The 21498-nt window shown below is 37.1% G+C and carries 18 protein-coding genes, 2 tRNA genes and 3 rRNA genes; 11 read left to right on the plus strand and 12 right to left on the minus strand.

What is annotated here, in order from left to right:
- Positions 1-17: 17 nt before the first annotated feature.
- The gene (locus CLU83_RS19770; RefSeq protein WP_100433196.1) at positions 18-650 is read left to right on the plus strand and encodes a 7-carboxy-7-deazaguanine synthase QueE; all 633 of its coding nucleotides are present in this window, start codon (positions 18-20) and stop codon (positions 648-650) included.
- Between the two features lie 351 nt (positions 651-1001).
- On the plus strand, positions 1002-1403 hold the full coding sequence (locus tag CLU83_RS19780; RefSeq protein ID WP_100433198.1) for an energy transducer TonB: 402 nt from the start codon (positions 1002-1004) through the stop codon (positions 1401-1403).
- 74 nt (positions 1404-1477) lie between these two features.
- Here CLU83_RS19780 and CLU83_RS19785 read toward each other — a convergent pair whose 3' ends face one another.
- The gene (locus tag CLU83_RS19785) at positions 1478-2185 is read right to left on the minus strand and encodes a bifunctional 2-polyprenyl-6-hydroxyphenol methylase/3-demethylubiquinol 3-O-methyltransferase UbiG (RefSeq protein WP_100433199.1); all 708 of its coding nucleotides are present in this window, start codon (positions 2183-2185) and stop codon (positions 1478-1480) included.
- A gap of 74 nt (positions 2186-2259) precedes the next feature.
- Between CLU83_RS19785 and CLU83_RS19790 the strand changes: the two genes are divergently transcribed.
- The 7 genes from CLU83_RS19790 to rrf all read left to right on the plus strand — a co-directional run bounded on the left by CLU83_RS19790 (position 2260) and on the right by rrf (position 10341).
- Entirely contained in the window at positions 2260-2754 is a 495-nt protein-coding gene (locus CLU83_RS19790; protein ID WP_100433200.1) for a YkgJ family cysteine cluster protein, read from the plus strand.
- Positions 2755-2859: 105 nt separating this feature from the next.
- On the plus strand, positions 2860-4092 hold the full coding sequence (locus CLU83_RS19795) for an ABC transporter permease (RefSeq protein ID WP_100433201.1): 1233 nt from the start codon (positions 2860-2862) through the stop codon (positions 4090-4092).
- A gap of 865 nt (positions 4093-4957) precedes the next feature.
- Positions 4958-6471, plus strand: a 16S ribosomal RNA gene (locus CLU83_RS19800).
- 200 nt (positions 6472-6671) lie between these two features.
- Positions 6672-6748: transfer RNA gene (locus CLU83_RS19805), tRNA-Ile, on the plus strand.
- A 135-nt stretch (positions 6749-6883) separates the two neighbouring features.
- Positions 6884-6957: transfer RNA gene (locus CLU83_RS19810), tRNA-Ala, on the plus strand.
- 206 nt (positions 6958-7163) lie between these two features.
- Positions 7164-10047 (plus strand): 23S ribosomal RNA (locus CLU83_RS19815).
- A 184-nt stretch (positions 10048-10231) separates the two neighbouring features.
- Positions 10232-10341: ribosomal RNA gene (gene rrf / locus CLU83_RS19820) — 5S ribosomal RNA — on the plus strand.
- The 16S, 23S and 5S rRNA genes sit together here with 2 tRNA genes alongside, the layout of an rRNA operon.
- 52 nt (positions 10342-10393) lie before the next feature.
- On the opposite strand, the gene CLU83_RS19825 is transcribed toward rrf, so the two are convergent.
- The 5 genes from CLU83_RS19825 to CLU83_RS22910 all read right to left on the minus strand — a co-directional run bounded on the left by CLU83_RS19825 (position 10394) and on the right by CLU83_RS22910 (position 13505).
- Positions 10394-11398, minus strand: a complete 1005-nt coding sequence (locus CLU83_RS19825) for a transposase (RefSeq protein WP_198512337.1) — start codon at positions 11396-11398, stop codon at positions 10394-10396.
- A 22-nt stretch (positions 11399-11420) separates the two neighbouring features.
- Positions 11421-11768, minus strand: coding sequence for a transposase (locus CLU83_RS19830; RefSeq protein ID WP_100429739.1), 348 nt, complete (start codon positions 11766-11768; stop codon positions 11421-11423).
- A 118-nt stretch (positions 11769-11886) separates the two neighbouring features.
- On the minus strand, positions 11887-12840 hold the full coding sequence (locus CLU83_RS19835) for a transposase (protein WP_198512334.1): 954 nt from the start codon (positions 12838-12840) through the stop codon (positions 11887-11889).
- A 22-nt stretch (positions 12841-12862) separates the two neighbouring features.
- Positions 12863-13210, minus strand: a complete 348-nt coding sequence (locus CLU83_RS19840; RefSeq protein ID WP_100429739.1) for a transposase — start codon at positions 13208-13210, stop codon at positions 12863-12865.
- Positions 13211-13304: 94 nt separating this feature from the next.
- Positions 13305-13505, minus strand: coding sequence for a transposase (locus tag CLU83_RS22910; protein WP_100433202.1), 201 nt, complete (start codon positions 13503-13505; stop codon positions 13305-13307).
- Here CLU83_RS22910 and CLU83_RS19850 point away from each other — a divergent pair.
- Positions 13438-13677: a hypothetical protein gene (locus CLU83_RS19850; RefSeq protein WP_100433203.1), complete on the plus strand. Its 240-nt coding sequence runs from the start codon at positions 13438-13440 to the stop codon at positions 13675-13677. The two genes, CLU83_RS22910 and CLU83_RS19850, sit on opposite strands and share 68 nt — an antisense overlap.
- A gap of 161 nt (positions 13678-13838) precedes the next feature.
- Here CLU83_RS19850 and CLU83_RS19855 read toward each other — a convergent pair whose 3' ends face one another.
- Both CLU83_RS19855 and CLU83_RS19860 read right to left on the minus strand, forming a co-directional pair.
- Positions 13839-14339, minus strand: a complete 501-nt coding sequence (locus CLU83_RS19855) for a hypothetical protein (protein WP_100433204.1) — start codon at positions 14337-14339, stop codon at positions 13839-13841.
- A 129-nt stretch (positions 14340-14468) separates the two neighbouring features.
- Entirely contained in the window at positions 14469-15590 is a 1122-nt protein-coding gene (locus CLU83_RS19860; RefSeq protein WP_100433205.1) for a polysaccharide lyase family 1 protein, read from the minus strand.
- Positions 15591-15828: 238 nt separating this feature from the next.
- Between CLU83_RS19860 and CLU83_RS19865 the strand changes: the two genes are divergently transcribed.
- Entirely contained in the window at positions 15829-16401 is a 573-nt protein-coding gene (locus CLU83_RS19865) for a Crp/Fnr family transcriptional regulator (RefSeq protein WP_100433206.1), read from the plus strand.
- Between the two features lie 471 nt (positions 16402-16872).
- On the opposite strand, the gene CLU83_RS19870 is transcribed toward CLU83_RS19865, so the two are convergent.
- The 4 genes from CLU83_RS19870 to porV all read right to left on the minus strand — a co-directional run bounded on the left by CLU83_RS19870 (position 16873) and on the right by porV (position 21487).
- The gene (locus tag CLU83_RS19870) at positions 16873-18498 is read right to left on the minus strand and encodes a pyruvate dehydrogenase complex dihydrolipoamide acetyltransferase (RefSeq protein WP_100433207.1); all 1626 of its coding nucleotides are present in this window, start codon (positions 18496-18498) and stop codon (positions 16873-16875) included.
- A 7-nt stretch (positions 18499-18505) separates the two neighbouring features.
- A complete protein-coding gene (pdhA, locus tag CLU83_RS19875; RefSeq protein WP_100433208.1) occupies positions 18506-19504 on the minus strand; it encodes a pyruvate dehydrogenase (acetyl-transferring) E1 component subunit alpha in 999 nt (332 codons plus the stop codon).
- Between the two features lie 162 nt (positions 19505-19666).
- Positions 19667-20155: a cytidine deaminase gene (gene cdd / locus CLU83_RS19880; protein ID WP_369828812.1), complete on the minus strand. Its 489-nt coding sequence runs from the start codon at positions 20153-20155 to the stop codon at positions 19667-19669.
- A gap of 141 nt (positions 20156-20296) precedes the next feature.
- Positions 20297-21487, minus strand: coding sequence for a type IX secretion system outer membrane channel protein PorV (porV, locus tag CLU83_RS19885; protein ID WP_100433210.1), 1191 nt, complete (start codon positions 21485-21487; stop codon positions 20297-20299).
- Between the last annotated feature and the right edge of the window lie 11 nt (positions 21488-21498).

Raw genomic sequence — 21498 nt, forward strand, 5'->3', positions numbered from 1 at the left:
TACCCTAAATTTATATAATGTTATCTAAAGAAGTTCAATTAGAAGTTAATAAAGGGACTATGCTTCCGTTAATGGAAGAGTTTTATACTATTCAAGGAGAAGGGTTTCATACGGGTACTGCAGCTTATTTTATTAGAATAGGTGGTTGTGATGTTGGCTGTCATTGGTGTGATGTTAAAGAAAGCTGGAATGCTGAGCTACATCCGCCAACCAAAATTGATTTGATTGTAGAGAACGCAGTTAAATATGCTGATACGATAGTTATTACTGGAGGAGAACCTTTAATGTGGGATATGAGCCTTTTGACTCAAAAATTAAAAGACCATGATTTAAGAGTTCATATTGAGACTTCTGGAGCATATCCCTTAAGCGGTAATTGGGATTGGATTTGTCTTTCGCCAAAGAAAAATAAATTGCCAACAAAAACAGTTTATGATAATGCTAATGAACTCAAGGTAATTATTTATAATAAGCACGACTTTATTTTTGCTGAGGAACAAGCTGAAAAGGTTAATTCTGACGCAATTCTTTTTCTGCAGCCTGAATGGAGCAAAAAGGAAGAAATGACTCCTCTAATTGTTGAATATGTCATGAATAATCCCAAATGGCGTGTGTCATTGCAAACGCATAAATATTTAAATATCCCTTAATATAGACTTTCGTTTATATTACAGTCTTTTTTGAGAATATTGTTAATTGCCAAGATGCTAGTTGGGTAATTAACAATATTTTTTTTGATTTTATGGATTACTTTTTTATTTGTCTGTAAATTAGATGGTTTGGTCTTTTTAGAAAAACAATCGTTGTAGTTTTTTCTTATTAAAAAATGTTTTTTTAATATTTCAAATTTTTTTTGAAACAAATTGTTAACTTTAAAATATAATTTTGTGGCGATGTGTTAATTTTATTTGATTATTTTTATTCAATCTGTTTTTATAAGTATATTTTTTTATATATTTACCAAAACCTACTTTTTTAAAAACATATAATTGAATTAGCCCATGAAAAGAATTTTACTTTCTGTAATTACTTTGTTTATTGTGAATTTTGTTTCTGCACAGGTAACTGCCACTATTGTTGATGATGCTCCTTACAGTTATGAAGAGGTAGAAGTGAGACCGGAATTTCCAGGCGGAAACAATGCATTCATGACATTTATTAGCACCAACTTTCAAATGCCGTCTGATTATGATGGTAGTGGAGGGACTTTAAAAGTTGCTTTTATTATTGAAATTGATGGTACGGTAACAAATGTTAATGTTGTTAAAGATCTTGGCGGAGGCACTGGTGCTGAAGCAAAGAGAGTTATTAGTAAGTCTCCTAAATGGACATCAGGAGAAACTAGAGGAAAAAAAGTTAGGGTTCTTTATGAGGTGCCTATTAAAATTGCTGGTCAAGGTTAATTTGAGTATTTAAAATATAAAGAATCGTTGTTGTAGAAAACCAAATGTTTTTCAGCATTTGGTTTTCTTGTTTTTTAGATTGAAAGTTTGGCTAAGTAGTCATAATGTTCTCCTTCAAGAAGTATTTCACATTGAAGTCCATTTGCCAAAGCTGCATTTTGCAATGTATTATAGTCTAGGAATAACCAGTCCAAAGGCTTCTCTTTTTCTCCTTTATAGGTGATGCTGAAAATGGTTTCTCCATAATATTCATTTTCTGTTGGAATCCATTTTCCGCCATCTTCATCTTCATCAAACATATAAATGATATCTGAGCTGTCCATTAATATCTGCCCTCCATCGTTTAATAGAGATTTTAATTTCAATAGAAATTTGGAGAGGTTTTTTAGTTTACCGCAAATTCCCGGTCCATTCATTAGAACAATAATGGTATCGAACTTGTCATTTTCTAAAGTCATCAAATCTTGAACTTTTGCGTTTTTTAGTCCGCGAAGTTTGCAGGCTTGAATTGCATTTTCCGAAATGTCGATGGATGTAACATCAAGCTGTCTGTCGTTTTGCAAAGTCAGACTGTGGCTTCCGGCTCCACATCCCACATCAAGAACTTTTCCTTTGGCTAGTTGTAATGCTTTTTGTTCTATTTTAGGCATCTCGGTATAGCCTCGAAACAGATAGGCTACACTCATTTCGTCTTCTTCTGAAATAGAAGTTTCGGTTATTAAATCTTCAGGTTTATTGTTGGTTTGGTAATCAAGTATTGCTTTTCCAAAAAGATCTTTCATAAAATTAGTTTCAAGTTTAAATTTCCAAGTTTAAAGTTTATTACTTTTGCTGATTCAACATCCAAATTTAAAAATTGAAACCAGCTTTAAACGAATTAGGAAAACTTGCCAAAGATAAGCATATCGAAAACAAAAAGTATTTTGATAAGCTAAAAAAGAAAACACCTAAGAATTTGGATTATATAATGCAGGATATTCATGATGCTGAATTCAAAAAAACAGATTGTTTAAAGTGTGCTAATTGCTGTAAAACTACTGGTCCATTATTTACTTTAGCAGATATTGAGCGCATTTCAAAACATTTGAAACAAAAGCCACAGCAATTTATTGAGCAATATTTGCGTATCGATGAGGATAAGGATTATGTCTTGCAAAATGTGCCTTGCACTTTTCTGGATACTGATAATACCTGTTTTATATACGATGTTCGTCCGAAAGCATGTCGGGAATTTCCGCATACCGACAGAAAGAAGTTTCAGCAAATTACAGATTTGACACTCAAAAATATTGCAATATGTCCGGCAGTATTTAATATTGTCGAAGAAATGAAAAAGAAATTACCGCTTTAAGATTCTGGTTTGTTTAGCCGATTGTTATTCAAATAGTGCAAAAGGTTAACAAGACCTTAAATAAAACTTTATGTATATTTGCTCTGTTCCTCAAAATAAATCAATTTGAATTTAGAATATTTTATAGCCAAACGGCTCATAACTGCCAAAGATTATAAAAGCAGTATATCGGCTCCAATAATTAACATTGCTATAGCGGCTATTGCTATTGGTATGATTATGATGATTATTTCTGTTGCTACCGGAATCGGTCTTCAAAATAAAATCCGCGAAAAAATTGCTGCTTTCAATGGGCATATTATAATTTCGAATTACGATAATAACCAATCCGAAATAACATTATTACCTATTGATAAGAATCAGAATTTTTATCCAAAGTTTAATGCAGTGCCAGAAGTAAGTCATATTCAAGCAATAGCCAGTAAATCTGGAATTATTAGAACTGAAACTGCATTTGAAGGAATTATTTTTAAAGGAGTAGGTAATGATTATCAATGGGGAAACATAAAAGAGTATCTTGTTTCTGGAGGATTGCCTAATTTTTCAAAAAATGCCCAAGAAGTTGTGATTTCTCAGTTTTTAGCCAATCGGCTACAGCTAAAAGTTGGTGATTCTTTTAATACCTTCTTTATTAAGGAAAATCAAAATCAATTGCCAAATGTTCGAAGATTCAAAATAGCAGGTGTTTTTAATTCAGGATTCCAGCAATTTGACGCTACATATATAATAGGAGATATTAAGCATATACAGCGAATCAATAAATGGAGACCAAATCAAATTGGAGCATTCGAGATTTTCGTTAAAGATTTCAATACAATAAAGGAAACGGGAGAGCAGGTATATAAAAAAACATCTTCAACTCTGGATACCAAGACAATCATCGAAAAGTATAGTTATATATTTGAGTGGTTACAACTTTTCGATTTCAATATTATTGTAATATTAGCAGTAATGATACTGGTGGCTACCATCAATATGGTAGTTGCTTTGTTGGTATTGATACTAGAACGTACCCAAATGATAGGAATCCTTAAGGCATTAGGAGCTCATAATTGGTCGATTAGAAAAATTTTCCTCTACAATGCATTCTATCTTATAATAAGAGGATTGCTTTGGGGTAATGGTATTGGGATTTCATTGTTGTTATTGCAGCAACAGTTCGGAATTATAAAATTAAATCCCGAAAACTATTATGTAAACCAAGCGCCGGTATATCTTAACTTGGGATATATCCTGGCGTTAAATTTCCTTACGGTAATAATTTGTGCAGTAGTGTTATTGATACCATCTTATATAGTCACAAAAATTTCCCCAGTAAAAGCTATTCGATTCGATTAATAATAGTATAATATTTAGGAGCTTAATCCTGCTTTCCGTTGCAATCTTGTGTACCGAACCCCGGTCCACAAGGATTTCCACTGCTATCAGGGCTAGGGCATTTGTTTACATAAGGGCAGATGTTTAAAATCACTCCTTATATATAGTATAGTAGCATTAAAAAAATCCGTTCGATCCGTTACATCTGTGTGCCGTGCCAGCGCAATACACCCGCATTAAAACCAAAAAACGGCTTCAAATCTCAGCAAAACGGCAAAAACGCGCAGAAAACGAACTTTTAAATTTAAAAATCCTCAAAAGGTTGCATTGTAACGAACGACAAACCAATACATTAAAAAATAAACAAAAAATAGTTAAGAAAAGCTATTGTTTTACTGAATAAACTATCTACTTTTGCACCCGCAACAACGCGGACGTTCTTTAAAACACTGACATGCCAAATGAATTAAAGCGAAAATAAGTTTTCAAAAATAATTCAAAAAAAGCTTGTGAGATTTAAAAACGGATGTTACTTTTGCACCCCGCTAAATGGGCAAAGTTATTTGACAGACTGCTAAGAAAAAGAGAAGAAAGGGGAAATAAAATTTTCCAAAAAAAACTTCAAAAAGTTCTTGCCAGTTAGAAATAAATTGCTACTTTTGCACCCGCTTTGAGAAACAAACGAAAGGCGAAAAGCGTAGAGATTCACTGTTGTGAATCTTAACAAAAAAAGAGAAGACAACGTTCCTAGACATATTGAATTGACAGCCGTTTTGGTCGAAAGATCAGAACAAAAGAAATAAGAGTAATAGAATCGGAAGATTTGAGAAAAGACCACTAGAATTTGAGTCGCATAAAACAGCTTAATTTATTAAGCGCACAATATACGATGAAGAGTTTGATCCTGGCTCAGGATGAACGCTAGCGGCAGGCTTAACACATGCAAGTCGAGGGGTATGCTTCTTCGGGAGCAGAGACCGGCGCACGGGTGCGTAACGCGTATGCAATCTACCTTTTGCAGAGGGATAGCCCAGAGAAATTTGGATTAATACCTCATAGTATTATGACTCGGCATCGAGATATAATTAAAGTCACAACGGCAAAAGATGAGCATGCGTCCCATTAGCTAGATGGTAAGGTAACGGCTTACCATGGCTACGATGGGTAGGGGTCCTGAGAGGGAGATCCCCCACACTGGTACTGAGACACGGACCAGACTCCTACGGGAGGCAGCAGTGAGGAATATTGGACAATGGGCGCAAGCCTGATCCAGCCATGCCGCGTGCAGGATGACGGTCCTATGGATTGTAAACTGCTTTTGCACAGGAAGAAACAACATTACGTGTAATGTCTTGACGGTACTGTGAGAATAAGGATCGGCTAACTCCGTGCCAGCAGCCGCGGTAATACGGAGGATCCAAGCGTTATCCGGAATCATTGGGTTTAAAGGGTCCGTAGGCGGTTTGGTAAGTCAGTGGTGAAAGCCCATCGCTCAACGGTGGAACGGCCATTGATACTGCCAGACTTGAATTATTAGGAAGTAACTAGAATATGTAGTGTAGCGGTGAAATGCTTAGAGATTACATGGAATACCAATTGCGAAGGCAGGTTACTACTAATTGATTGACGCTGATGGACGAAAGCGTGGGTAGCGAACAGGATTAGATACCCTGGTAGTCCACGCCGTAAACGATGGATACTAGCTGTTGGGAGCGATCTCAGTGGCTAAGCGAAAGTGATAAGTATCCCACCTGGGGAGTACGTTCGCAAGAATGAAACTCAAAGGAATTGACGGGGGCCCGCACAAGCGGTGGAGCATGTGGTTTAATTCGATGATACGCGAGGAACCTTACCAAGGCTTAAATGTAGATTGACCGGACTGGAAACAGTTTTTTCGCAAGACAATTTACAAGGTGCTGCATGGTTGTCGTCAGCTCGTGCCGTGAGGTGTCAGGTTAAGTCCTATAACGAGCGCAACCCCTGTTGTTAGTTGCCAGCGAGTCATGTCGGGAACTCTAACGAGACTGCCAGTGCAAACTGTGAGGAAGGTGGGGATGACGTCAAATCATCACGGCCCTTACGCCTTGGGCTACACACGTGCTACAATGGCCGGTACAGAGAGCAGCCACTGGGCGACCAGGAGCGAATCTACAAAACCGGTCACAGTTCGGATCGGAGTCTGCAACTCGACTCCGTGAAGCTGGAATCGCTAGTAATCGGATATCAGCCATGATCCGGTGAATACGTTCCCGGGCCTTGTACACACCGCCCGTCAAGCCATGGAAGCTGGGGGTGCCTGAAGTCGGTGACCGCAAGGAGCTGCCTAGGGTAAAACTGGTAACTAGGGCTAAGTCGTAACAAGGTAGCCGTACCGGAAGGTGCGGCTGGAACACCTCCTTTCTAGAGCTTTAGTGTTAGCTATATGCACGCTAAGGAAAGAAGACGATCTGACTATTGGTTACAGATAATAAGATTATATTACTCTTGCTGTTAATTTAAAAAAAAAGAAAATAAATTATTTTAAATGATGAATTATAAATTATAAATGACGTAAAGGCATTTAAAATAAAAAAATTCAAAATTCAAAACAATTTTAAGAGTGTCTCGTAGCTCAGCTGGTTAGAGTACTACACTGATAATGTAGGGGTCGACAGTTCGAGTCTGTCCGAGACAACCAAAAAAGTATTAAGTACTTAGAATTAAGTATTAAGACAAAAACGTTCATAGAAACAGATTAAAAGGAAATTCTAGGGTTGAAAGATTACGAATTACAACAATTCATAATTCATAATTCACAATTCATAATTAAATTGGGGGATTAGCTCAGCTGGCTAGAGCGCCTGCCTTGCACGCAGGAGGTCAACGGTTCGACTCCGTTATTCTCCACAGGAAAGTATAGAGATAATAGTACAAAGAATTAAGACAAAATCTTAATGCTTAATACAAAAATCTTGATACTTATTAAAGTTCATTGACATATTGAGATAAGAAATAATAAAAAGTAGAAAGAACATGATAGTATCAAGACGGTAGTATCAAGTATTAAGAGTAATCTTGATACTTAATACTTAAATCTTAATACTTTGTAAGTACAATAAGCAAAATAAGGGCGTATGGGGGATGCCTTGGCTCTCAGAGGCGATGAAAGGCGTGATAAGCTGCGAAAAGTTACGGGGACGAGCACACATCGATTGATCCGTAAATACCTGAATGGGGCAACCCGCTATGTTGAAGACATAGCACACCGATAGGTGGGCAAACCCGCTGAACTGAAACATCTAAGTAGGCGGAGGAGAAGAAAACAAAAGTGATTCCGTAAGTAGTGGCGAGCGAACGCGGATTAGCCCAAACCAGTGCTGTTACGGCAGTGCTGGGGTTGTAGGACCACGAGATTTTATGCACAAAGAATTAGAATCTGCTGGAAAGCAGAGCCATAGAGAGTGATAGCCTCGTATAAGTAATAAGTGTAATAGATAGTGGTATCCTGAGTAGGGCGGGGCACGTGAAACCCTGTCTGAATTTGGCGGGACCATCCGCTAAGGCTAAATACTCCTGAGAGACCGATAGTGAACCAGTACCGTGAGGGAAAGGTGAAAAGAACCGTGAATAACGGAGTGAAATAGATCCTGAAACCATACGCTTACAAGCGGTCGGAGCCCTTTAGTGGGGTGACGGCGTGCCTTTTGCATAATGAGCCTACGAGTTAACGTTGCTGGCAAGGATAAATGGTTAAGCCATGGATCCGTAGCGAAAGCGAGTCTGAATAGGGCGCTTTAGTCAGTAGTGTTAGACGCGAAACCGTGTGATCTACCCATGGGCAGGATGAAGCGCTGGTAACACAGTGTGGAGGTCCGAACCGGTTGACGTTGAAAAGTCTTCGGATGACCTGTGGGTAGGGGTGAAAGGCCAATCAAACTCGGAAATAGCTCGTACTCCCCGAAATGCATTTAGGTGCAGCGCTGTGCATAAGTTATATAGAGGTAGAGCTACTGATTGGATGCGGGGGCTTCACCGCCTACCAATTCCTGACAAACTCCGAATGCTATATAATGTTTCACAGCAGTGAGGGCTTGGGTGCTAAGGTCCAAGTCCGAGAGGGAAAGAACCCAGACCATCAGCTAAGGTCCCCAAATATATGTTAAGTTGAAAGAACGAGGTTTGTCTGCCCAGACAGCTAGGATGTTGGCTTGGAAGCAGCCATTCATTTAAAGAGTGCGTAACAGCTCACTAGTCGAGCGGACGAGCATGGATAATAATCGGGCATAAACATATTACCGAAGCTATGGATTTGTATGTAAATACAAGTGGTAGGGGAGCATTCCAGCAGGGTTGAAGGTGTATCGTCAGGTATGCTGGACCGGCTGGAAAAGAAAATGTAGGCATAAGTAACGATAATGCGGGCGAGAAACCCGCACACCGAAAGACTAAGGTTTCCACAGCTATGCTAATCAGCTGTGGGTTAGTCGGGACCTAAGGCGAACCCGAAAGGGACAGTCGATGGCCAACGGGTTAATATTCCCGTACTACTGATTACTGTGATGGGGTGACGGAGTGATGAAAGCGCCGCGAACTGACGGAATAGTTCGTTGAAGTACCTACCTATAAGACCCGCAGGCAAATCCACGGGTTTTGGGGAAATACGATAGTACTCGGAGTCTTCGGACAAAGAGATAGTGCGCCTAAGGGCTTCCAAGAAAAACCTCTAAACTTCAGGTAATTAGTACCCGTACCGCAAACCGACACAGGTAGTCGAGGAGAGAATCCTAAGGTGCTCGAGAGATTCATGGCTAAGGAATTAGGCAAAATAGACCCGTAACTTCGGGAGAAGGGTCGCCCCCAGTAATGGGGGCCGCAGTGAAGAGGTCCAGGCGACTGTTTATCAAAAACACAGGGCTCTGCAAAATCGTAAGATGAAGTATAGGGCCTGACACCTGCCCGGTGCTGGAAGGTTAAGAGGAGATGTTATCTTCGGAGAAGCATTGAATTGAAGCCCCAGTAAACGGCGGCCGTAACTATAACGGTCCTAAGGTAGCGAAATTCCTTGTCGGGTAAGTTCCGACCTGCACGAATGGTGTAACGATCTGGACACTGTCTCAGCCATGAGCTCGGTGAAATTGTAGTAACGGTGAAGATGCCGTTTACCCGCAGTGGGACGAAAAGACCCTGTGCACCTTTACTATAGCTTAGTATTGACCTTGGATAAATGATGTGTAGGATAGGTTGGAGACTTTGAAGCGGCGTCGCCAGGCGTTGTGGAGTCATTGTTGAAATACAACCCTTTGTTTATCTGAGGCCTAACCCCGCTTAAGCGGGGGACATTGCTTGGTGGGTAGTTTGACTGGGGTGGTCGCCTCCAAAAGAGTAACGGAGGCTTCTAAAGGTTCCCTCAGTACGCTTGGTAACCGTGCGTAGAGTGCAATGGCATAAGGGAGCTTGACTGAGAGACATACAGGTCGATCAGGTACGAAAGTAGAGCATAGTGATCCGGTGGTTCCGCATGGAAGGGCCATCGCTCAAAGGATAAAAGGTACGCCGGGGATAACAGGCTGATCTCCCCCAAGAGCTCATATCGACGGGGGGGTTTGGCACCTCGATGTCGGCTCGTCACATCCTGGGGCTGGAGAAGGTCCCAAGGGTTGGGCTGTTCGCCCATTAAAGTGGCACGCGAGCTGGGTTCAGAACGTCGTGAGACAGTTCGGTCTCTATCTACTGTGGGCGCAAGAAATTTGAGTGGATCTGATTCTAGTACGAGAGGACCGAATTGGACTAACCTCTAGTGTATCTGTTGTCCCGCCAGGGGCACCGCAGAGTAGCTACGTTGGGAAGGGATAAGCGCTGAAAGCATATAAGCGCGAAACCCACCACAAGATGAGATTTCTTTTAAGGATCGTGGGAGATGACCACGTTGATAGGCTATAGATGTAAAGGCAGTAATGTCATAGTCGAGTAGTACTAATAATCCGTAAGCTTATGTACGCCACCTCCCCCTTCCCCTCCAAAGGAGGGGGGACGGAACTTTCTAATACACTTTTTATATTCTTTATCTCAGTATGTTAAGATATTATTTTAATTATTAATGGTTAATGATCACACGAGGCGAAAGCCGAACTGAGCGTAGCTAATTATTAATTAAAAAGTTGTCCAAAGCAACTAACGGCCTTAAGGTGGTTATTGCGGCGGGGCTCACCTCTTCCCATCCCGAACAGAGTAGTTAAGCCCGCCTGCGCAGATGGTACTGCAGTTATGTGGGAGAGTATGTCGCTGCCTTTCTTTATTAAAACCCTGTTTCATACCGAAACAGGGTTTTTTGGTTGCAGTAAATTCATGAGAAGAAGATGGGATTATACCGGATCAGGAGCAAAAGTTGGGGAGGAAATGTTAAAAGATTGGATAATCTGAATAAGAAGAAATCTATATTTCTCACTCCTCTAAACTGACTTCTAAAAGCTTTTATTTTTGCATTGAAAGATTCGGCAGAAGCATTTGTGCTTCTATTGTCAAAATAGTTTAAAATTGACTGGTAGTTAAAAGTTATAGTATTGAGCAGAATATTAAAGTTTTTAAAGCCTGATTCCTCTACATTTCTATACCAATGCGCCAGTTTGGTCATGGCAATGTGTTTGTCATTGTTGTTATTGTAAATCCCTCGAAGTTGTTGATTTAGATTATATGCTGTCTTTATATCGGGGTATAATTCAAATAACATTTGAGCCCTTTCTTTTTGATTTTCAGTCCATTTTTCGCGAGATTTATAGAGTAGATACCTGCTTCTGGCCAAAAGTTGTTTTAGAGAATCTCCATTAGGCAAGAGCTCTGGGATATATGTTTTATTCTCTCTTTTTGCCTGCAATATCAATTGATTCTCAAAATCCATAGCTTCCCATCGATGCTTGATTCTAATCTCTTGTAAAGCTTCCAATGCTAATTTTTGAACATGAAACCTATCGGTCACTTGTATTGCTTTTGGAAAGCATCTCTTAGAGATTAGTTTCATGGAATTAGCCATGTCAAGTGTTATCTCTTTGACACAGCTCCTCTTCTTATAATCAATCTTACTGATGTGTTCTATAACCTGATCAGCCTTGGTTCCAGCAACAATAGCAACTAATGAACCTTTTTTGCCTTTGAATTTCTTGTTGGTTACAATAGTATAAAGTTCACCCTGAGATAAAGCTACTTCGTCAATTGATAAATGAGTACCTATATTTTCAGGATAAACAATCCATTGATGTGCATGTTCTCGTGGATCCCAAGTATTAAAGGAACTCAAGTGCTTTTTGTATTGTCTTTGGAGCTTCTTTCCGTTTACTCCGAAAAAACCTCCAATGGTATGACAATCGGTAGCGCTGTTATCTATTAATTTCTTTTAAAAAAGCCGCAAACTCTTGAGTCATGCGGGTTCCTTTGGCAACTAAATTCCAATCTCTTTTAATAATTTCTCCTGTGGTTTTATTAGTCCAGCGACGTCTTTTGATATGCAAATACACAAACTTACCTCTTAGAGGAAAATCCTGAATAGTGATCTCATCCAAAAAGCCCTTTGATACCAGTTCAAATGTATTAAACTCTTGTGGAGGCTTAATTTTTTCCTCAAAATACAAGTGTAATATTTCTTCTGTATTAGTAGTAGAAACCACTTCAAAGTGGTCTACTAAAAAATCAGGCAGCATCAATTTTAAAAGGTCAATAGGAGTCATCTCAAATTATAAGATTACAAAGTTCTTATTTTATTTTAACATTTCCTCCCCAGGTTTTGTTCTTGATCCATTATACCGGATCAGGAGCAAAAGTTGGATCAGTAGCAAAAGTTGGGGATTATGCAAAAAGATTGGATAATCTGAATAAGAAGAAATCTATATTTCTCACTCCTCTAAACTGACTTCTAAAAGCTTTTATTTTTGCATTGAAAGATTCGGCAGAAGCATTTGTGCTTCTATTGTCAAAATAGTTTAAAATTGACTGGTAGTTAAAAGTTATAGTATTGAGCAGAATATTAAAGTTTTTAAAGCCTGATTCCTCTACATTTCTATACCAATGCGCCAGTTTGGTCATGGCAATGTGTTTGTCATTGTTGTTATTGTAAATCCCTCGAAGTTGTTGATTTAGATTATATGCTGTCTTTATATCGGGGTATAATTCAAATAACATTTGAGCCCTTTCTTTTTGATTTTCAGTCCATTTTTCGCGAGATTTATAGAGTAGATACCTGCTTCTGGCCAAAAGTTGTTTTAGAGAATCTCCATTAGGCAAGAGCTCTGGGATATATGTTTTATTCTCTCTTTTTGCCTGCAATATCAATTGATTCTCAAAATCCATAGCTTCCCATCGATGCTTGATTCTAATCTCTTGTAAAGCTTCCAATGCTAATTTTTGAACATGAAACCTATCGGTCACTTGTATTGCTTTTGGAAAGCATCTCTTAGAGATTAGTTTCATGGAATTAGCCATGTCAAGTGTTATCTCTTTGACACAGCTCCTCTTCTTATAATCAATCTTACTGATGTGTTCTATAACCTGATCAGCCTTGGTTCCAGCAACAATAGCAACTAATGAACCTTTTTTGCCTTTGAATTTCTTGTTGGTTACAATAGTATAAAGTTCACCCTGAGATAAAGCTACTTCGTCAATTGATAAATGAGTACCTATATTTTCAGGATAAACAATCCATTGATGTGCATGTTCTCGTGGATCCCAAGTATTAAAGGAACTCAAGTGCTTTTTGTATTGTCTTTGGAGCTTCTTTCCGTTCACTCCGAAAAAACCTCCAATGGTATGACAATCGGTAGCGCTGTTATCTATTAATTTCTTTTAAAAAAGCCGCAAACTCTTGAGTCATGCGGGTTCCTTTGGCAACTAAATTCCAATCTCTTTTAATAATTTCTCCTGTGGTTTTATTAGTCCAGCGACGTCTTTTGATATGCAAATACACAAACTTACCTCTTAGAGGAAAATCCTGAATAGTGATCTCATCCAAAAAGCCCTTTGATACCAGTTCAAATGTATTAAACTCTTGTGGAGGCTTAATTTTTTCCTCAAAATACAAGTGTAATATTTCTTCTGTATTAGTAGTAGAAACCACTTCAAAGTGGTCTACTAAAAAATCAGGCAGCATCAATTTTAAAAGGTCAATAGGAGTCATCTCAAATTATAAGATTACAAAGTTCTTATTTTATTTTAACATTTCCTCCCCAGGTTTTGTTCTTGATCCATTTAGACATATTGATCAGTCTAATTTAAACATGAAAATAACTAAACCCACAGAGGTTTTTTGTAAAAGATTTTGTAATCATCGTTTTTACAATCTGATTTAATTCGAATTTAAGATCATCCATTGTTTTGAAGATTTTATTTGTTAATTTTCTTTTTATGTTAAACCAGACAAGTTCTGAGGGACTAAGTTCTGGAGAATATGGTGGAAGAAAAGCTAATGCAATATTTTTGGTATTTCAAGAGATTTCCCCTTATGGAAAGCATCATTATCTAAAACTCGTTGGGATTTTACAGGAGAGTTCACTTAAAAATATTTGGAAATTCTGTCCATTGCATTGTGATAATTCCATAACCAAACTGTCTCCATTTATTGGGGAAAATGCGCCAAAAATATAAGTGGATTGGAATATGTTTTGATAACTACAAATCGGTTTTACCCCCTCTTGCTGTTAATGCTTTTCCGTTACGGGTAAATAATCCGAAACGGCTTTCACCTTGTACATAAATATTAAAAGAAGTATATATTTCTTCAGGATATCTTAAAGCGCTTTCTAAAATTATTTTAAAGTTTTTTTAAAAGCTTGTACGGCATTTTTATCTTTTTTCGAATGACTTTTACGTGTTACTTTTAACTTGGCGCCAAAATGTCTTTTTACATATTTATTTACGGTATGATAATTTATACCCTCAGGAAGGTAATTTTCTACAATCCAATTAATTAAATCTATATAAGAAGTAAATGCGTCTTTAGGAGAAGTTAGTCTTTGTTCAATAGCTTGGTGCATCTCCTTGCTGATAATTGATGGTTTAAAACCAACCCTACCATCTGATAATAGTGCATCAATACCTTTCTCGCAATACGTTTTTCTCCATCTTTGAGCGGTATTGTGATTTATCTTTAAAATGTTCGAAAGTTCATTCTTACTCAATGAACGCTCACTGCGTTTAAGAACCAATAACATCTGAACACGATTCCTTAAGTGAATAGGTTGTTGTCTCAATAATTTCTTAAGTTCAACTTTGTTTTCTTTTACTGATATACTTTTTGATTTTGCCATGCGCTAATATACAAAATTAGATTTATAAATTAGTCTAATAATTGAAAAAAATAACCTGAAATTAATCAGGCTATTTTATATTTCTAAATGGTATTAAGACAACTTTAGTATACTCTAAACTTAAAAAAATTAAAATGAACCACAAGTATTACCTGTGAACGTAGCACCTGCACCACCAGAAACATCTGCTTTAACCGCTGATGCTGCAAGTGTTGGAATTGTATAAGGAGGTGTAAAAGCGGTGTTGCTTCCTGCAGTATTTCCTGTAACATTAGTGAAAATATTTCCAACAGCTGTAACCGCCGTGTAACCTGTCATTAAATCAATAGGTTGTTTAACATTTTCGAATACATTGCTTTCGACACGGATACTCGCTTCAAAACCAGCAGCAATACATTTGTTGCTAACGGAACTGTTAAAATAGCTGTTTATAATGTGTATTTTTCCAAAACGCACTCTTGGCATTCTTTCTCTACAGCCACTAGCCCACCAACAACGAGCAAATGTAATTCTTAATTTTCCGCGGTCTCCAGTTGCACCATCACTAGAACCAATTAAATTGGAATACCTGTGATCATCTGATCCTCCCGAGCCGCCAGCTTTTGGAGCTTTAAGATAGGCAAACTTTGTGTACGAAACCGTAACATAATCCGACATGTTTTTTATGTCAAAATTACCGTCGACACCGTCTCTAAATTCGCAATGATCTACCCATACGTTTTGGCAATTGTCTAAAGTTGCATTATCCCAACCATCAGTATCATAGGCACCTGGTCCTTCGAAAATTAAATTTCTAATAATGATATTGGTACACCTTTTAATGTAAATGATACCGGAATTTGCTTTCGTTTGATCGGTGGAAACAATTTTAGCACCACTAGCGCCATATATTGTTTTTCCAGATTGATCCTGAAAAGCTAATCTTCCCGTAGAAGTTGCTGGTATTGTAATTGTACCCGAAACTTTAATCACTTTTACAGCACTGTTCTCAATTGCCGATTTTAATTGTGCATAAGTAGTTACTACAGTTTCAGTAGAACTTCCCCCTCCAGTTGTTCCCCCATTTTGTGATGCCCATCCTGGAACTTGTGAACAAATCCCAACTTTTGCAGTTGAAACTTTTTGAAATGTCACTTCTTCATTGTTGGTAATACTTGTTTGATCTTTTCCGGTTCCGTTAAGATCTTCATTTGTGCAACTTGCAAAACTGAAAAAAATGGCAACCAAAAACATTGATAATTTAGATTTCATAATTTTTTTTTATGGTTAATGTAACTTATAACATTGCAAATTTGTTAAAAGTTTACTGTAAAAAGATTGAACTTGTTCAACTTTTTGTAAAAAAAAAATTGCTTTTAATTTTTTATTAACAATATTTTTATTAGCATTATAATTTTTCATACTTTTGCGCAATCGATTACATTTTTTTGCGCACAAAAATGTATTACAAATCTTAGAAAAATTTAAGCACATATAAAACCCCAATGACATGTACGAATTACTAAGGAAAAATATAGAATATAAAATTCCGCTTACAAACAGTGAATGGAAAACAATAATTGAGAAAACTGAATTTATTAAATTGAAGAAAAATGAGTTTTTACAAATTCAAGATTCTAGCAGTAAATATGAAGGTTTTATTTTGAAAGGATCTTTTAAAATTTATATATTAAAAGAAGATGGGGCGGAAAGCGTTTTGTTTTTTGCATTTGAAAATGACTGGCTCTCAGATATCGAAAGTTTTTACCATCAAAAGCCAGCCAAATACAACATAAAAGCGCTGGAAGATAGCGACATATTGGTTATCAACAAAGCAAATAAAACTTTCTTATACCAGCAAGTTCCAAAATTGATTCAATTTCATACCCTAATGGTCGAACGAACTAATATCGCTATGCAAGAAAGACTTCTGGATGTGCTAAACAAAACATCTAAACAACGATATGCAGATTTTATAAAAAAATACCCCCACAAAAGCCATAAAATCAACAACAAAAATTTATCGTCTTATCTTGGCGTTTCGCATGAGTTCTTATCAAAAATAAAAAAAAAATTTATTTAAAATAAAACCGATTGATTTTTTTTGACAGAATCTTATTGATTGCACTAAATATATTTTCTCATTGAACTGAGAAAAAGAATAGGGATTAATCTTTGTTTTTATTTTGTTCAGATTAGTTGAATTTTCTGAGTTTAACAACAAAATAATCTTCAATTATCTCTTCAAAAGTTAGAATATTATTTTTTAGTATTTTATTGGTCTCAAAAATAGTTAAAACTATGCTCTTTAGTGCATTTCGCTTTTAGCTTCTGAAAATATTTAAGCCACAAATTACACCAATTTTCACAAATTAATTGGTGCAAATTTGTGTCTAATAAATAAGTACTGCAACCTTGCAGACTTTCAGTCTGCTAAACCATTATGGACTGAAAGGCCAATAATGGTTTATTTTGTTTTAGCAATTTTTTTAAAACTAAAAAATCCCGTTCTGATTTTACTCAAAACGGGATTTCTATTATAGACTAACAAGCATTAAGCAAGCATAGTTACCGGATTTTCAATGTATTGTTTTAATGTTTGTAAAAACTGTGCTCCTGTTGCGCCATCAATTGTACGGTGGTCGCAAGCTAATGAAAGCATCATAGTGTTTCCAACTACAATCTGTCCATTTTTTACTACTGGTTTTTCTACAATAGCACCTACAGATAGAATTGCAGAGTTTGGCTGGTTTATAATAGAATTAAATTCAGTTATGCCAAACATTCCAAGATTAGAAACAGTGAAAGTGCTTCCTTCCATTTCTGCTGGTCCAAGTTTTTTGTTTTTAGCTCGTCCTGCAAGATCTCTAACACTTGCTCCAATTTGAGATAAACTCATTGCATCGGTAAATCTTAGTACTGGAACTACTAATCCATCTTCAACAGCTACAGCTACACCAATGTTAACGTGGTGATTGATGATGATAACATCTTCTTTCCATTGTGAGTTGATTTTTGGGTGTTTTTTCAATGCTAATGCACAAGCTTTGATTACCATATCATTGAAAGAGACTTTGGTATCTGGAATGGAATTAATAACAGTTCTTGATTGCATAGCATCATCCATTGCAACTTCAATTACAAGATTGTAATGAGGTGCAGTAAATAATGATTCAGCCAAACGTTTCGCAATGATTTTACGCATTTGCGAATTTTTGATTTCTTCCGTAAAAACTTCTCCTGCTGGTACAAAAACTTTTGGAGCTTCTGCTTTTGCAGTTTCTGAAGTTTTTGGTGTGTTATTAGTGCTAGCGACAGCTGGCGTAAAGTTTTCAATATCGCTTTTTACGATGCGTCCGTTTTCACCTGATCCTTTTACTTGTGTTAATTGAATTCCTTTATCGCTTGCTATTTTTTTAGCTAATGGTGATGCCAAAATTCTTTTTCCGTCGCTAACAATTTCAGTTACTGGTGCAGTATTTTCGGCAACCGGTGCTTTTGTATCTTCTTTCGCTGTAGTAACAGTAGTCGCTCCTCCTGCTTTATAGTTTTCTGCGATTCCGCTAATATCTGTTCCTGCAGGTCCTATGATAGCTAAAAGACTATCTACAGGAGCTGTATTTCCTTCTTGAATTCCAATGAATAGCAAAGTTCCTTCATTGAAAGATTCAAATTCCATTGTTGCTTTATCAGTTTCGATTTCTGCAAGTATGTCACCTTCAGCAACTGAGTCTCCTACTTTTTTCAACCAAGAAGCTACTGTTCCTTCGGTCATAGTATCACTCAAGCGAGGCATTGTTACTACAATAACTCCTTTTGGTAAAGATGCTGCTGGTGCAGATGGTGTTGCTTCGGCAGATTTTACTTCAGTAATTGCAGGTGTTGAGCCTGCTGCCGCTGGTGCAGTAGCTCCTCCAGCAATTAAAGCTGAAACATCTTCACCTTCTTTTCCAATAATTGCTAATAAAGAATCTACAGGAGCAGTTTCGCCTTCTGGGATTCCAATATATAAAAGTGTTCCTTCATTGAAGGATTCAAATTCCATTGTTGCTTTGTCGGTTTCAATTTCTGCTAAGATATCGCCTTCGCTTATTTTGTCTCCTACTTTTTTAAGCCAAGCTGCTACCGTTCCTTCTGTCATAGTATCGCTCAAGCGAGGCATTGTTACAATTGTTGCCATAATTGATTTATAATTTATGAGGTGTGAATGGATAGTTTTCTTGGTCGTACACTACATCGTATAATTGTTGGATTTCTGGGTAAGGAGATTCTTCAGCAAATTGAACGCATTCTTCAACTTTATCTTTTACTCTTTGGTCAATTACTTCGATTTCTTCTTCTGTAGCGTATTTTTGATCTAAAATCACATCCAAAACTTGAGTGATTGGATCTATTTTTTTGTATTCTTCAACCTCTTCTTTAGAACGGTATAATTGCGCATCAGACATTGAGTGTCCTCTGTAACGGTATGTTTTCATTTCAAGAAATGTTGGGCCATCACCACGTCTAGCTCTGTCAATTGCTTCTGTCATTGCTTCAGCAACTTTTACAGGATTCATTCCATCAACTGGTCCGCATGGCATTTCGTATCCTAAGCCTAGTTTCCAAATATCAGTATGGTTTGCTGTTCTTTCAACAGAAGTTCCCATTGCATAACCATTATTTTCTACTATGAATACTACAGGAAGTTTCCATAACATTGCCATGTTGAAAGCTTCGTGCAATGAACCTTGGCGAGCAGCTCCATCTCCAAAATAAGTCATGGTAACTCCGCCAGTTCCATTGTATTTGTCTCCAAATGCTAAACCAGCTCCCAATGGAATCTGACCGCCTACAATTCCATGTCCGCCATAAAAACGGTGTTCTTTTGAAAAGATGTGCATTGATCCACCCATTCCTTTAGATGTTCCAGTTGCTTTTCCTAAAAGTTCTGCCATTACGCGTCTTGGGTCGACACCCATACCAATTGGCTGAACGTGATTTCTGTATGCAGTAATCATTTTGTCTTTTGTCAAGTCCATAGCATGTAAAGCTCCTGCTAAAACAGCCTCTTGACCATTATATAAGTGTAGAAAACCTCTAACTTTTTGCTGAATGTATAATGCTGCAAGTTTGTCTTCAAACTTTCTCCAAAGCAGCATGTCTTCATACCACTTTAAATAAACTTCTTTTGTAACTTCTTTCATCTGAAATAATTCTTTTGCTTAAGTGTTATTGTTTTATCAATCATGACCTAGTAACGCAAAATAGTTTCCTCACCACAAATTTGCGCCCCAGAGGGGTCGGGATGCAAAAATAAGACATTCCTACTAAGAACTAAAATTTAAAAGCTAATTTTTAGTTCTTTTTTAAAGTAATTTGTTATCAAACATAAAAGGGAGTAAATTTTTTAGGGAATCCGATTGATGTATTTCTCCTGTTTCACCCATATAATATATTTTTATGGGGGTGTTCTGACGAATTTCATATTCGGCAATTGATTGTCTGCAGGCTCCGCATGGAGGAACAGGAATTGATGTAGAATTGTTGTCTGAAGCTGCGGTAATTACTATTTTTAATATAGCAGCTTCAGGATACACAGATCCAGCATGAAATATAGCTACTCTTTCTGCACAAAGTCCCGAAGGATATGCAGCATTTTCTTGATTGGAACCTACTACTATTTTGCCGTTGTCTAACAAAATAGCTGCTCCAACCTTGAATTTAGAATAAGGAGCGTAAGCTTTTTTTCTAATTTCAATAGCTTTTTTCATTAAATTTTGTTCCGTTTGAGGTAATTCTTGAATGGATTCAAAAATATTAATTTTTGAAGTAATCGTTATTTCTTTCATTCGAATATTGTTTAAATGATTCTGTATAATTAGAATAGAACTTTGTAATTTTTGCTACAGCAAATTATCTGTCAATTAAAAACCAAAAAATCCAAACTTCATTATTTTGAAGTTGGATTTTTTGGTTTTTAACTATTCAAAATTATACTAATAGTTTTCATATTTTTCTCCAAAATTGAATGATAAAGAGAAACGTAAAGTATTTTCTAAAGGGTTTTGTACTTTGGATGTGGAGAACAGGTAGGAAACATCTATTTTCACAGTACTGTATTTAAAGCCTGCTCCAAGTGAGAAAAATTCTCTTGCTCCTTTATCTGGACTTTCATGAAAATATCCAGCGCGAAATGAAAAAGCATCCTGATAGATATATTCTGATCCAATAGAGTAGGTGACTTCTTTTAGTTCTTCGCTAAATCCGTTTGGCGCGTCGGTAAACGATTGAAACATTCCTGAGAACCATCCTATTGAATTGTATTCGTTTTTAGCAAGATCATTATCTGTTTTGTCAACTATTCCGTCTCCATTCATGTCAGATCCTTGATAGTTGTCGCCATTATAAGATACTTGAGGAGTAGGAACCATTAATTTACTAAATTCCAAATTAACACCGATTGTGCTGTATTCATCCAGAATGAAATCAAAACCTCCTCCAAGTTTCATATTTGAAGGCAAAAAATTAGCATTTATGTCGTCGTTATCGTAGCTCATTTTAGGTCCCATATTCTGAAAATTAAACCCAGCTCTCCATCTTCCGTTAAAATCGCTGTACGCAATTTCTTCAGACTGATAAAATCCGGAAACATCGACGGCAAAACTGCTTGAAGATGAAGCGTCATTATTGTCTGTTGCTACTTTAAGATTAGAATTAATGAACCTTCCTCCAACTGCCATTGAGAATTTTTCGCTCAATTTTAAAGAATAGGATAAATCAAGCGCAAACTCATTTGGAGATACAGTTTGAACAGGGCTATCAAAATCTTGTCTTAATTCAATATCCCCTAAACCAAAATAACGGAAACTAGCAGCAAATGCACTTTTGTCGCTGTATTTATTGTAATACGTTAACTGCGCTAATGAAATATCATTCACTAAGTCTGTTAAATAAGGAGTGTAGCTTACTGAAAAACCTTGCTGATCGGTGGCAAAGGCATATTTGGAAGGATTCCATTGCTGCGAAAAGGCATCTGGAGAGGATGATACTCCATTGTCTGCCATACCAGCAGCTCTAGCATCTGCAGCTACTAAAAGAAAAGGAACTGCTACTGTAATTGGCCTTTCTTGTGCATGCGTGAAATTAAAAATATAGAAAAATACAATTAATAAAGACGTTTTTTTCATTATAAAAAAAA

It is taken from the genome of Flavobacterium sp. 1 (assembly GCF_002797935.1).
Lineage (GTDB): Bacteria > Bacteroidota > Bacteroidia > Flavobacteriales > Flavobacteriaceae > Flavobacterium.